Consider the following 12,394-nt stretch of genomic DNA (forward strand, 5'->3'; position numbering starts at 1 on the left):
TCTGAGGATAACAAGATGCAGATCATCATCACCGGCGGCGGTGGCTTCCTGGGCCAGAAACTGGCCCGGGCCCTGCTGCAAGGCCCCCACCCCTTCACCGAGCTGCTGCTGGTGGACATCCAGCAGCCGCAATCCCCCCTGCCGGACCCCAGGGTTCGTTGCCTGCGGGCCGACCTCACCGAACCCGGTGTCGCCGAGTCCCTTATCGGCGAGCGGACCGCCGTGGTCTACCACCTGGCCGCCATCGTCAGCAGCCACGCGGAGCAGGACTTCGATCTGGGCTGGAAGGTCAACCTGGACACCACCCGCACCCTGCTGGAGGCGTGCCGCCATGCCCGGCCGGGCATCCGCTTCGTCTTCACCAGCTCGCTCGCCGTCTATGGCGGCCCGCTGCCGGAGCTGGTGAATGACGGCACGGCCCTGACCCCCACTTCCTCCTACGGTGCCCAGAAGGCCATGGGGGAACTGCTGGTCAACGACTACAGCCGCAAGGGCTTCGTCGACGGTCTGGTATTGCGCCTGCCCACCATCTGCGTGCGGCCGGGCAAGCCGAACCGCGCCGCCTCCTCCTTTGTCAGCAGCATCATCCGCGAACCGCTGCAAGGGGAGAGCGCCATCTGCCCGGTGAGCTCGGATCTGCGACTCTGGCTCTCCAGCCCCGCCACCGTGGTCGCGAACTTCCTGCTCGCGGCCAGGCTTCCCGCCACCGGTGACGCCCGCAGCATCAACCTGCCCGGCATCAGCGTGACCGTCGGCGAGATGCTGGAGGCCCTCGCCAGAGTCGGGGGTCAGGCGGCCCGGGATCGGGTGCAGTTTGCCGCCGATCCGGCCATCGAGCGCATCGTCGCGAGCTGGCCGGGGCGCATCGACAACCAGCGGGCCAGCGCCCTCGGCTTCGCGGCAGACAGGACGTTTGCCGACATCATCGACAGTTTCATCACCCATGACATGCAGGAGGCATCATGAGCGACATCCCAACCCCCATCATCGGTCTCATCATCGCGGTCTTCGTGCTGGTGTTCCTGGTCATCCGTACCCGGGTGCACGCCCTGATCGCCATGCTGGCGGCGGCCTGCATCGCCGGGATCACCGGCGGCATGAGCATCGACAAGACCCTCACCGTGATCACCCAGGGCTTTGGCTCCACCCTCGGCAGCATCGGCATCGTCATCGGCCTCGGGGTCATGATGGGTCGCCTGCTTGAGGTCTCCGGCGCCGCCGAACAGATCGCCTACAGCTTCATCAAGTGGCTCGGCAAGCGCCGCGAGGAGTGGGCCCTGGCCATCACGGGCTACATCGTCAGCATCCCCATCTTCGTGGATTCCGCCTTCGTCATCCTCTATCCGGTGGCCAAGGCGCTGGCGAAAAGCGGCAAGCGCTCCCTGCTCACCCTGGGGGTGGCGCTCGCGGGCGGCCTGGTGGTAACCCACCATACCGTGCCGCCGACCCCAGGCCCGCTGGGGGTTGCAGGCCTGTTTGGCGTGGACATCGGCGCCATGCTGCTGACCGGCATGGCCCTGGCCATCCCCTGCGTGCTCGGCATCGTCTTCTACGCCCAGTGGCTCGACAAGAAGTACCCCGAGTTCGGTGCCCAGGCCGCCCAGACCCCGGACGAGCTGCAAGCCACCTATGAGCAGTACCTCAAGGAGAAGGAGGGCAAGACCCTGCCGAGCCTGACCCTGTCGCTGCTGCCGATCCTGGTGCCCATCGTGCTCATCTTCGTCAAGGCCATCTTCACCACTCTGGCCACCCTGGAGGGCATGGACGGCCTGATGGCGAACCCCCTGGTGCAGGGCATCAACTTCATCGGCACCCCCATCATCGCGCTGGCCATCAGCGTGCTGCTGGCGGTCTATACCCTGGTCCCGCACATGGACAGGCACGCCACCGCCGCCCGCCTGGAAGAGGGGTTGCAATCCGCCGGCATCATCTTGCTGGTGACCGGTGCCGGTGGGGCGCTGGGGGCCGTGCTGCGCGACAGTGGTGCAGGCCAGCAACTGGCCGAGCAGATCGCCCAATTGCCCATCTCCCCCATCCTGATCCCCTTCATCGTGGCGACTCTGGTGCGCCTCATCCAGGGGTCCGGCACCGTGGCCATGGTGACGGCGGCCTCCATCTCCGCCCCCATCCTGGCGCAGATCCCCGGGGTCAACATGTTGCTGGCCGCCCAGGCCGCCACCATGGGGTCGCTCTTCTTCGGTTACTTCAACGACAGCCTGTTCTGGGTGGTCAACCGCATGATGGGGATCTCCGACGTCAAGCAACAGATGATCGTCTGGTCCATCCCGACCACCATCGCCTGGGCCATCGGCGGCACCGGCGTCGCCCTGCTGAACCTGCTGTTCGGCTCCGGCGGCACCTGGTTCGACCCCGTGCTGCCGCTGCTGGTGCTGGCCCTCATCGTCTGGTACGTCAAGGGGCAGTCCCTGGCCCCGGCGGCAGGGGCCGTCCCGAGCCGGGAGTCATAACTCGCACCGTCACGGCAACGCTGTGTGACGAGGGCCAGTCTGCTAGACTGGCCCTCTTTTTCGTTCATTCATCTTGCAAAGGAGTGTTGGATGCCTGCGTCTTCCTGGTGGGACAAGTCCACCGGTTTTGCCCTGCTCACCATCTTGTTGTGGGCCTCCCTCGCCGCGCTCACCTCCCGGATCACCAGCGTCTCGCCGCTGGTACTGGTCGGGCTGGTGCTGCTGTTCTGCGGGGCGGGCACCCTGCCATTCTGGCGCCAGTGGCGCGCCAGCCCCCTCACCTGGCTGGTGACAATCACCGCCCTGCTGCTCTATCACCTGCTGCTGTTCACAAGCTTTCGCCACGCCCCCGTGCTGGAGGCAAACCTCATCAACTACCTCTGGCCCCTGTGCATCATCCTGTTCACCCCCTTGCTGCTGCCGGGTCATCCCCTGAGCCTGTCCCATCTGCTGGCCGGGGCCCTGGGTCTCGCGGGATCGGTGCTGGTGATGGTCGATGGTCACCTGCAACTGCAACAGGCCCATCTGCCCGGCTACCTGCTGGCCCTCGGCGCTGCCATCGTCTGGGGCGCCTATTCCGTGCTCTCCCGCCGCCTGCCTCCCGCTCCCGCCGTGGTCACGGCCGCCGCCTGCCTGCCCGCAGGGCTCCTGGCCCTGCTGCTGGCATGGATGCTGGAAGGCCCCTTGCCATTCGCCCGGATCCCCCAGGGGGACTGGCTGCTCATCGCCGGGCTCGCCCTCGGCCCCATGGGGGCGGCCTTCGTCACCTGGTATCTGGCGCTGCGGGACGGGGATCCGCGCCGCATCGGGGCACTCGCCTACCTCACCCCCTTGCTGAGTACCCTGCTGCTGGTCTGGCTCAACGGCGAAGCGCTCACCCCGCGCCATCTGCTGGCGGGGGCCCTTATCATGGGCGGCGCCCTGCTGGGCCTGCTGGTAAAAACACCCAAGACTCAGCCAGTTGCAGAGCCTATGTCATAAAAACGCCATCAGGCCTGCTTAAGCTCACGCCCATTGCGTGGTTCAAGCAGGACTGAAAAGTGAAAATTGCCCATTACGCCTCCCTCTCCTCCCTCGTCTTGTTGCTGGTGGCCGGTGTTCAGGCCGCCGCCCTCTATCAGGGCTGGCAGCAGTTCAACCGGGCCGAGCAGGCCCAGCGCCAGCAGGAGCAACTGCAGCGGCAGCTGAGCGGCTCCCTGCAAGGGGCGCTTCGCGACTACCTCGGCAGCGGGGATCCCCTGCTGCTGGCCCAGGCCCAGGGCGTACGCCAGCAGGCGCTGGCCCTGCTATCCAGCCAGGACGACACCCTGACCGGCCCTCTGCGGGCCCGGCTCGAACAGATGGGGGCACGTATCGACGGCGACTACCTGGCGGCGGGCAAGCTCTCCGGCAACAGCCAGTGGTTGCTGCAAAATGCCGAGAACGAGTTGACCACCCAGGCCCGCGCCCTGCTGCGCTATGGCCAGCAGGGGGTCGCCTCCGGGCGGGATCCGGCGCTCGCCGAGCAGTATCGCCAGGGGGCCGTCGACATACTGGCCGCCCTGCCCGCCCTCGCCCACCAGCGCCAGAACTACATGGAGCAGGCGAGCGCCAAGCGCCTCGAAGGGCTGCAGTTCGAGCTGGCCGCCCTGCAAAGGCAGGCAGACTCCCTGGCGGCCTTGCCGAGCCTGGATTTCTTCGAGGAGGCCCCGGCCGACGAGTTCACCCTGGGGGAGCCGCAGCGCAAGGAGCTCGGGGATCAGCCCAAAGCCGAGCTGACCTCCCTGCTCAAACGCTATCCGCAGGAGCTCCAGAACAGCCGCAAGGCGCTGCAACAGCAGCAGGCCGCGCGTCAGATGGTGCAGCAGGACATCAGCCAGCTGCTGCAGGCCGGGGAACAGCTGGGAGAGCGGCTCGCCGCCGCCCGTCAGACGATGAACCGGGAGCTGGCCACCGTGCTCGGCGTGCTGGCGCTCTGCCTGGTGGTGGTCGCCCTGCTGTTCGCTCTGGTGCAGCGCCGCTGGCTGGTCAGCCCCCTGCTGCAACTGCGGGCCGCCTTCCTGCAGCTCGATGCCACGGGTCAGGCCCAGCTGCTGGCCCAGGGGCGCGAGCGCAACGAGCTTGCCGACATAGTCGCGAGCTACAACCGCCTCATTGAGCGGCTGCAACAGGATCAGCAGCAGAAGGCGGGGCAACTCTCCAGCGTCTCCTCCAGCCTGCAGGAGATGGTGGCCCAGGTGCAGGAGATCCATCACAGTACCCGCACCACGGAGCAGGCGGTGGATGAGAGCGACACCATGATGCAGGAGCTCAACCAGCTCGCCAGCGAGGTGCACCAGGTCGCCGCCGAAATCGCCCAGCACGCCCAGCACAACGAACACTCCATGACCCAGAGCGAGCAGCTGGTGGGTGGCATGCTGACGGCCACCGCCCAGACCGGGCTTGCCATCGACGAGAGCAGCGCGGCCCTGGCCCAACTCACCCGCTCGGTGGAGGACGTGACCGCCATCGTCGACGTCATCGGCCACATCTCCCAGCAGACCAACCTGCTGGCGCTCAACGCCGCCATCGAAGCGGCCCGCGCCGGGGAGCAGGGACGCGGCTTTGCGGTCGTCGCCGACGAGGTGCGTCACCTCTCCGCCGACACCCAGCGCTCCCTCGGCCAGATCACCGAGATCCTGGCGAGCCTCACCCAGGCGGGGGATCAGCTCGCCACCGTGCTGTCCCGCATCACCGCGGAGGCCGCCGATCAGCGCCAGCAGGCCGAACAGCTGCGCCAGACCACCCAGACGGTGCGGGAGATGGCGCGCAGCACCGCCGTCATCGCGCTGCAGGGGGCCGACAACGCCCGCAGCCAGGAGCACAGGCTCGCCAGCTTCGCCGCCCTCATCGGCCGCATCAGCCAGCACGCCCGTCAGGGCAGCCGTCTCTCGGTGCAGGTCTCGGAGCACATCCACCACCAGGCCCAGCAGATCCCCCGGATCCTGAGCCAGGCCTGATCCCGGGCCCGGCGCCGTGCCGGGCCGGGCCGGGCCGGGCCGGGCCTGCGTTTCCTCCCATACTCGCCGCCGGGATCTCCAGTCCGGGCCCACAGGCCGGCGAGGCCGGAACAATCCTTCGCGACTCTTCCCCCATGCCGGCACCCGGGTTGCAGACAAGGCTCCCCAGCCTGCGTCGGCGATGTGCATCCGGAGCAGGCCGAATCTTTTTTTGTGACACAAAATTATATGTTGCCACCAAGTTAACAAAGAAAGTTCTGCCTTCCCGACAAGATCCGCACAGGATAACGGTGAACACCACCTGAAAGCGCTCTCATTGCCGATGTACGTGGGCTTGGAGTGCCCACATCAAGAATCATGATTATTTGCACTCGGTCATATTTTTGAAACTTGGCGGGAACTTCATGTTGATATTTCGCACCGCGAACGTACTCTTGAGTTGTCCGATCGCCAAGGGTCGGCACACACAAAATAAAGACTGTCACGATACAGACCGCCCATCACAGATGCGCCAAGGCATCCGGGAAAGGGCCACAGCACAGACAGACGTTTTTTTGCCCTGCGGGGCCTTGATTGCAATGCCAATACCGAGCGGCGGGTCTGCGTCCGACTGCCGGATAAAAAAGCTAAGTCCATAAAATCAGGAGCAATAACAAATGGAAAAAGTGATCTTCAAGCGCGCCGCCTTGAGTGCCTCCGTGGTCGCGGCACTGGTCGCCCCGGGAATGGCGCTCGCAGCCCAGGACATGATGAGCCCCGAGTACGGCAAGTCCTACGAGGCGTTCACCGAGGATGCCAAAGTCACCGGCGGTCTCTTCTACTTCCAGCGCGAGCGTGACCGCAAGCAGGCCGGCCCCGGCCAAGATGGCAAATACCACTCCAACCTGAGCCATGCCACCACCCAGGCGGCCCTGAACTTCAACTCCGGCTATGCCTGGGACGTGGTGGGTATCGACCTGGGCGGCTTCGGCGCCTATGACCTGGCCGTCGACGAGAGCAACGGCGTCAACGAAGAGAACGAATTCTCCTTCTGGGGCGACCAGTGGGGTTCAGGTGGTGACGGCGTCCCCGAGAACGGCTTCAGCCTCTCCAACGCCGCCCTGAAATTCAAGTTCGGTGAGCATGTCACCGCCAAGGGGGGTTATACCCAGCTCTACGTACCCGGCATCCTGGGGGTCAACTGGTCCTATCAACCCGGTACCTACCGCGGCGGCCAGATCGAAGGCACCTTCGGCGGCCTCTACCTGACCTACGCCATCGCCGACGAATACAAGGCGCCCTGGTTCAAGAACACCGCCGGCTTCTCCAAGAGCAACCCCTATGCCAGCGATCCCTTCAGCGACGAGAACAAGATCGACTACATCCACGGTCTGGCCGCGCGCTACACCTTCGAGAACGGCACCGCCATCACGGGTGCTTTCGGTCAGTCCGAAGGCTACATGGACAGCTACCACTTCAAGCTGGCCCACAAGTTCGACGTACTGGGTGGCCTGAACACCAGCTACCAGTTCTACGGCTCCGAGACCGACAACAACGATTACGACGGCCTGGCATGGCAGCAAGCGCTGACCGCCTCCTGGAACTACGCCCAGTATGGCTTCCGTCTGGAAGGGCTGTGGACCAAGGCCGAGGGTGACCAGGGCAACTACCTGCCCCGTCTGACCCGCGGCTACGGCAACTCCCAGGGCGCGAACGAGATCTGGTGGGATTCCCGCTCTGACTGGAACCACAACGACGAGAAGGCCGTGTTCTTCGGCGTGACCCGTTCCCTGGACGATCTGGTGGGCGCCCCTGGCTGGGCCGCCGGTATCTCCGGTGCCTACGGCTGGGATGCCAACAACGGCGACAGCTCCCTGGAAGGCGGCAAAGAGTGGGCGGCGAACTTCGACGTCATGTACACGGTGCAGGATGGCAAGCTGAAGGGCACCCTGTTCAAGCTGCACTACACCGACTACAACAACGAACAGGACGACAAGGGCAGCTGGTACTACCCGAACATGTTCAGCTCCGAGCATGACGTCAAGTTCCACATCATCATGCCGTTCACCATCCTGTAAGCAGGGGGTTGAACTTCAGCAAACCGGGCCGATTGGCCCGGTTTTCTTTTTTCTGATCAGCGGGTTAACATGCAAAGCCGCTGGCACTTTTGCCCGCCCCGTCACCACAAGGATGCGACCATGTCCCGCTTCGTTCTGATCACAGGCTGCTCCAGCGGCATCGGCCTCGCCGCCGCCAGGGCGCTCGGCGCCCACGGCTTCACCGTCATCGCCTCCGCCCGCAAGGCCGGGGACGTGGCCCTGTTGCAGCAACAGGGTCTCTTGGCGGTGCAACTGGATCTGGCGGACAGCGCCAGCATAGAGCGAGGGGCGGCAGAGGCGCTGGCCCTGGCAGAAGGGCGCCTCTACGGCCTCTTCAACAACGGCGCCTACGGCCAGCCCGGTGCGCTGGAAGATCTGCCCACCGAGGCGCTGCGCGAGCAGTTCGAGACCAACCTCTTTGGCTGGCATCACCTCATTCGCCAGATATTGCCCCCCATGCTGGCGGCAGGCGAGGGGCGCATCGTGCAGAACAGCTCCGTGCTTGGCCTGGTGGCCATGAAGTATCGTGGCGCCTACAACGCCAGCAAGTTCGCGCTGGAAGGCTATACCGACACCCTGCGCCTGGAACTCGCGGGCAGCGGCGTGCACATCAGCCTGATCGAACCCGGCCCCATCGACACCCGGTTTCGCGCCAATGCCCGGGAGGCCTTCCTGCGCCACATAGATCCCGCCACCAGCCGCCATCAGGACGCCTATGCCCAGACACTGGCCAGGCTGGAGCGTGAAGGGGGTGCCCGGGGCTTTACCCTGCCAAGCGAGGCCTGCATCCCGCCGTTAGTGCATGCGCTCACGAGCAAGCGTCCCAGGCACCGCTACCCGGTCACCTTCCCGACCAAATTGTTTACCGTGCTGCGCCGCCTGCTGCCAAGCCGCTGGCTTGACAAGCTGCTGATCAAATCCGCCTGATAAAAGGGGCCCTCGGCGGGCCTCCTCTTGACATGCACCTGTCTCAGCAACGATACCCGCTCAATAGTGCTGGCCGTTGCTGTAGTAGTGACTCTTGACGATGGGCAGCACCTGCACCACCACATAGGTCTGCTCCCCCAGCACCCCTTTCAGGTGGCGGGTGATGAGGGCGGCGGCGGCATCCTGCATCTCCTGCGGTCGCTCGAACCAGACCAGCTCCACGAAGGGGAAACCGGCTTCGGGCTGGCCATCTCGTACCCACTGGCTCGGCACGCACTCCAGGGTGACGAACTCCGGCTTGCCACCGGTCAGGGCGCAGAGATCCGTCATCAGGGGGGCGCTTATCCGCTGCAGGGTGTCGACAGAAACTGCCCGAAAACGAAGGTGGGGCATGGGAAACCTCTTGGCTGTGACAAATGAGGACTTATCATAGAGCACTCATCCAGCTCACATAAGGTGCCTCATGAGATTCCATCCCACGCTGCTCTCCTTCCTGCTCTGCCTGCTGCTGCCGCTCCATGCCATGGCCGATCCGGCCTTCTACCGCATCAACAAGGGCAACGAACAGCACTGGCTGCTGGGGTCCATCCATGCGGGCAAACCCTCTCTCTATCCCCTGCCGGACCCGGTGGAGCGCGCCTGGCAGCAGAGCCGCGCCCTGGTGATGGAGGTGGACATGACCCACATCAGCCAGGAGCAGTGGCAGGAGATGGGCGCCATCACCCGGCTCGTCGACGGCAAGACCCTCAAGGATCACCTGCCCATCGACCTCTACCGTCGCACCCTCATCGCCGCGGGCCAGAACGGTCTGAACGAGAGCATGCTGGCCCCGCTGCGTCCCTGGTTTGCGGCCATTACCCTGACCCAGGCGGCCCTGGAGCGCACCGGCTATCGCGGTGAATACGGTGTCGACCAGCACTTCGCCAAGCGGGCGAACGACGGCGGCAAACCCATCGTCGGGCTGGAGACCCTGCTGGAGCAGCTCGGCTATCTCGCGAGCGTCGGCGACAACCAGACCCTGATGCTGGAGAGCACCCTGGACGAGCTGCCCGACATCCAGCAGGGGTTCGACGCCGTGATGACCGCCTGGCAGAACGGGGATCAGGACACCCTCATCAATCTGCTCAGGGAGGAGATGGCGCCGCCCAAGCTGCAAGCCTGGCTGGAACAGACCCTGCTGGCAGAGCGCAACCGCAACTGGGTCAAGAAGTGGCCCAGCCTGCCGAACGAGAGCTTTATCGTGGTAGGGGCCCTGCATCTTTACGGCGAGCATGGGCTGCTCGCCCTGCTGGAGCAGCAGGGCTGGCGCATCACGCCCCTCACCGAACCGACCCTGGAGAAAGCAAAATAGCGTCCAGTCCGGCGACCTGACGCGCCGGATGCGCGTCGGCTCACAGAATTTGCTGCCGATTAAATAACCAGAGAGGGAGTTGATCGAGATCATCCCCTCCCTCCTGAAGAGGTATCTATCATGCCTGTCACCGCCCAGTGACAGGAGTGAACGAGATGGAATTCTGGATGAACCTGATGTTCGGCAACAGCGTGGGGCTGATGTCCATGCTGGTGATTTTCGGCACCTTCCTGCTCATCAGCGCCTATGCGGTCTATTTCATCTACAAGGTGATGCACGCAGAGCCCCCCAAAGAGGGGCAATAACCAGGCTCGCTCAGACCGCCCTCCCCGGCAGAGCCGGGGCCCGCGAGCGTTGCCATTCTAAGGCCCACCAAGGCCCGCTATACTGGCTCCCTCATTTTCATGCGGGGAGCCTGCCGTGTCTCATAACGACGAACTCTCACTGTTCCTGCAGGAAGTGGCCGACGTGCGGCCCCTTCGCAGCGACCATATCGCCCCCGTTGCGGGCAACAACCAGCCCACCGAGGCGCAACTCGCGCGCCGGGAAGCCGCCACCGCCGAACAACTCACCCTGGATCACCTCGGCACGGAAGCAGTCGAGATGCTGGACCCCCACGCCATCGTCGGCTTCAAGCGTGACGGCGTGCAGGAGGGGGTCTACAAGAAGCTGCGCCTTGGCAAGTACGAGCTGCAAGGCTCCCTCGACCTGCACCACAAGACGCTCAACGAGGCCCGTATCGCCCTGGTGCAGTTCATTGCCGAATGCGAAGTGCGGGATATCCGCTGCCTGCTGATCCTGCACGGCAAGGGGGAGCGCAGCACCCCGCGTGCCCTGCTCAAGAGCCATGTCAGCGCCTGGCTGCCACAGTTGCCTTCGGTGATGGCCATGCACAGCGCCGAGCGCCGCCACGGCGGCAGCGGTGCGCTCTACGTATTGCTGCGCAAGAGCGAGCGCAAGAAGGCGGAAAACCGCGAACGGCACCAGAAGCGCCTAGGCTGACCGCCTGAGGGTGGCCCCCGCCCGCGGCACAGTGCTAGCATCGGACGGCCCCGATCATGCCAGGTACGGGGTGCATACCATCAGGGACGATAACAAGGACAATCCCATGTCATATCAAAAACTCGAACAACATCAGCAACAGCTGCACCGCCTCTCCCACCTGTCCGCCATCTGCGGCTGGGATCAGGCCGCCATGATGCCGGAGGGGGGCAACGAGGCCCGCGCCGAGGCGATGGCGGAGCTCGGCGTGCTGATCCACGGCAAGCGCACCGCCCCGGAACTCGGCGACTGGATAGCGGCGGCCGAAGAAGAACCACTGGATGCGGCCCAGCGTGCGAACCTCGCGGAGATCAAGCGCCACTGGCAGGATGCGAGCCTGCTGCCAAGCGATCTGGTGGAGGCGCTCTCCCTGGCCGGCAGCAAGTGCGAGCACGCCTGGCGCCGCCAGCGCAAGGAGAACGACTGGGCGGGCTTTGCCCCGAATCTCGAGGAGGTGGTGCGGCTGTCGCGGGAGGTGGCACGCCTGCGCGCCGAGGCGCTCGGGGTGCGTCCCTATGATGCCATGCTGGCGCTGTACGAACCCGGCATGACGAGCGCGCGGCTGGACCAGATCTTCGGCGATCTCACGAGCTGGCTGCCCGGCCTCATCCAGACCGTGAGCGAGCGGCAGAAGCGCGACGTGATCCTGACGCCGCAAGGCCCGTTCCCGGTTGCGACGCAGCAGGCGCTCGGCCAGGAGGTGATGGGGCTGCTCGGCTTTGATTTCGCGCACGGCCGGCTCGACGTGAGCAGCCACCCGTTCTGCGGCGGCGTGCCGACGGACGTGCGCATCACCACGCGCTACAACGAGGACGAATTCGTCTCCAGCCTGATGGGCATAGTGCACGAGACGGGCCACGCGCGCTACGAGCAGGGCTTGCCGCGCACTCTGCTCGGCCAGCCGGTGGCCGAGGCACGCTCCATGGGCATTCACGAGAGCCAGAGCCTGTTCTGCGAGATGCAGCTCGGCCATCACCCCGCGTTCCTTTCGCTGATAGCGCCGCGCATCCGCGCGCACTTCGGCGAGCAGGCCGCGCTCGCGCCGGCGAACCTCGAGAAGCTGTACAACAGGGTCGAGCCCGGCTTCATCCGCGTCGATGCGGACGAGGTCACCTACCCGGCGCACGTCATCCTGCGCTACGAGCTGGAGCGGGACTTGATAGAAGGGCGCATCGAGGTCGCGGACATCCCCGCGCTGTGGGATGCGAAGATGCAGCAGTGGCTCGGGCTGTCCACGAACGGCAACTACCGGGACGGCTGCATGCAGGACATCCACTGGACGGACGGCTCGTTTGGCTACTTCCCGAGCTACACGCTCGGCGCCATGTACGCGGCGCAGCTGCGCTTCGCGCTGGAGCGTGAGCTCGGCGACATGGGCACGCTCGTAGAGTCCGGCCGTCTGCCGGAGATCTTTGGCTGGCTCGGCCGCCACATCTGGTCCCAGGGCAGCCTGCACGGCACGGACGAGCTCATTCGCCGCGCGACCGGCGAGGCGCTCAATCCGCAGTGGCTGCGCAAGCACCTCGAACAGCGCTATCTGAAATAACCGCT

General features: G+C 65.3%; 11 protein-coding genes. 10 read left to right on the plus strand and 1 reads right to left on the minus strand.

Annotated features, from left to right (window positions below):
• Positions 1 to 15 precede the first annotated feature (15 nt).
• The 6 genes from denD (at position 16) to BN1132_RS03000 (ending at position 8,451) form a co-directional block, all read left to right on the plus strand.
• Positions 16 to 966, plus strand: a complete 951-nt coding sequence (gene denD, locus BN1132_RS02975) for a D-erythronate dehydrogenase (RefSeq protein WP_042074859.1) — start codon at positions 16 to 18, stop codon at positions 964 to 966.
• A complete protein-coding gene (locus tag BN1132_RS02980) occupies positions 963 to 2,468 on the plus strand; it encodes a GntP family permease (protein WP_010673294.1) in 1,506 nt (501 codons plus the stop codon). Before denD ends, BN1132_RS02980 begins: the two co-directional genes overlap by 4 nt.
• Before the next feature lie 90 nt (positions 2,469 to 2,558).
• A complete protein-coding gene (locus BN1132_RS02985) occupies positions 2,559 to 3,449 on the plus strand; it encodes a DMT family transporter (RefSeq protein ID WP_042074861.1) in 891 nt (296 codons plus the stop codon).
• A 59-nt stretch (positions 3,450 to 3,508) separates the two neighbouring features.
• Complete coding sequence (locus tag BN1132_RS02990; protein WP_042074865.1) at positions 3,509 to 5,446, plus strand: methyl-accepting chemotaxis protein; 1,938 nt, start codon at positions 3,509 to 3,511, stop codon at positions 5,444 to 5,446.
• A 656-nt stretch (positions 5,447 to 6,102) separates the two neighbouring features.
• Entirely contained in the window at positions 6,103 to 7,503 is a 1,401-nt protein-coding gene (locus BN1132_RS02995; protein WP_042074868.1) for an OprD family outer membrane porin, read from the plus strand.
• A 120-nt stretch (positions 7,504 to 7,623) separates the two neighbouring features.
• Positions 7,624 to 8,451, plus strand: a complete 828-nt coding sequence (locus tag BN1132_RS03000; protein WP_042074871.1) for an SDR family oxidoreductase — start codon at positions 7,624 to 7,626, stop codon at positions 8,449 to 8,451.
• A 60-nt stretch (positions 8,452 to 8,511) separates the two neighbouring features.
• On the opposite strand, the gene BN1132_RS03005 is transcribed toward BN1132_RS03000, so the two are convergent.
• Positions 8,512 to 8,844, minus strand: a complete 333-nt coding sequence (locus tag BN1132_RS03005; RefSeq protein ID WP_010673289.1) for a DUF1904 family protein — start codon at positions 8,842 to 8,844, stop codon at positions 8,512 to 8,514.
• 70 nt (positions 8,845 to 8,914) lie between these two features.
• Between BN1132_RS03005 and BN1132_RS03010 the strand changes: the two genes are divergently transcribed.
• The 4 genes from BN1132_RS03010 (at position 8,915) to BN1132_RS03020 (ending at position 12,389) form a co-directional block, all read left to right on the plus strand.
• On the plus strand, positions 8,915 to 9,802 hold the full coding sequence (locus tag BN1132_RS03010) for a TraB/GumN family protein (protein WP_041211227.1): 888 nt from the start codon (positions 8,915 to 8,917) through the stop codon (positions 9,800 to 9,802).
• A gap of 155 nt (positions 9,803 to 9,957) precedes the next feature.
• Positions 9,958 to 10,107: a DUF3149 domain-containing protein gene (locus BN1132_RS19295; RefSeq protein WP_010673287.1), complete on the plus strand. Its 150-nt coding sequence runs from the start codon at positions 9,958 to 9,960 to the stop codon at positions 10,105 to 10,107.
• A 115-nt stretch (positions 10,108 to 10,222) separates the two neighbouring features.
• Positions 10,223 to 10,804 carry a DNA endonuclease SmrA gene (gene smrA, locus BN1132_RS03015; protein WP_042074873.1) on the plus strand — a complete coding sequence of 194 codons (582 nt, stop codon included), beginning with the start codon at positions 10,223 to 10,225 and terminating at the stop codon, positions 10,802 to 10,804.
• A 106-nt stretch (positions 10,805 to 10,910) separates the two neighbouring features.
• A complete protein-coding gene (locus BN1132_RS03020; RefSeq protein ID WP_042074875.1) occupies positions 10,911 to 12,389 on the plus strand; it encodes a carboxypeptidase M32 in 1,479 nt (492 codons plus the stop codon).
• The last annotated feature ends 5 nt before the right edge of the window (positions 12,390 to 12,394 follow it).

Source organism: Aeromonas sanarellii (assembly GCF_000820085.1).
Taxonomy (GTDB): Bacteria; Pseudomonadota; Gammaproteobacteria; order Enterobacterales; family Aeromonadaceae; genus Aeromonas; species Aeromonas sanarellii.

Coding starts and splice junctions, on each gene's coding strand:
- denD (WP_042074859.1), top strand. CDS start 16: ATGCAGATCATCATCACCGGCGGCGGTGGCTTCCTGGGCCAGAAACTG.
- BN1132_RS02980 (WP_010673294.1), top strand. CDS start 963: ATGAGCGACATCCCAACCCCCATCATCGGTCTCATCATCGCGGTCTTC.
- BN1132_RS02985 (WP_042074861.1), top strand. CDS start 2,559: ATGCCTGCGTCTTCCTGGTGGGACAAGTCCACCGGTTTTGCCCTGCTC.
- BN1132_RS02995 (WP_042074868.1), top strand. CDS start 6,103: ATGGAAAAAGTGATCTTCAAGCGCGCCGCCTTGAGTGCCTCCGTGGTC.
- BN1132_RS03000 (WP_042074871.1), top strand. CDS start 7,624: ATGTCCCGCTTCGTTCTGATCACAGGCTGCTCCAGCGGCATCGGCCTC.
- BN1132_RS03005 (WP_010673289.1), bottom strand. CDS start 8,844: ATGCCCCACCTTCGTTTTCGGGCAGTTTCTGTCGACACCCTGCAGCGG.
- BN1132_RS03010 (WP_041211227.1), top strand. CDS start 8,915: ATGAGATTCCATCCCACGCTGCTCTCCTTCCTGCTCTGCCTGCTGCTG.
- BN1132_RS19295 (WP_010673287.1), top strand. CDS start 9,958: ATGGAATTCTGGATGAACCTGATGTTCGGCAACAGCGTGGGGCTGATG.
- BN1132_RS03020 (WP_042074875.1), top strand. CDS start 10,911: ATGTCATATCAAAAACTCGAACAACATCAGCAACAGCTGCACCGCCTC.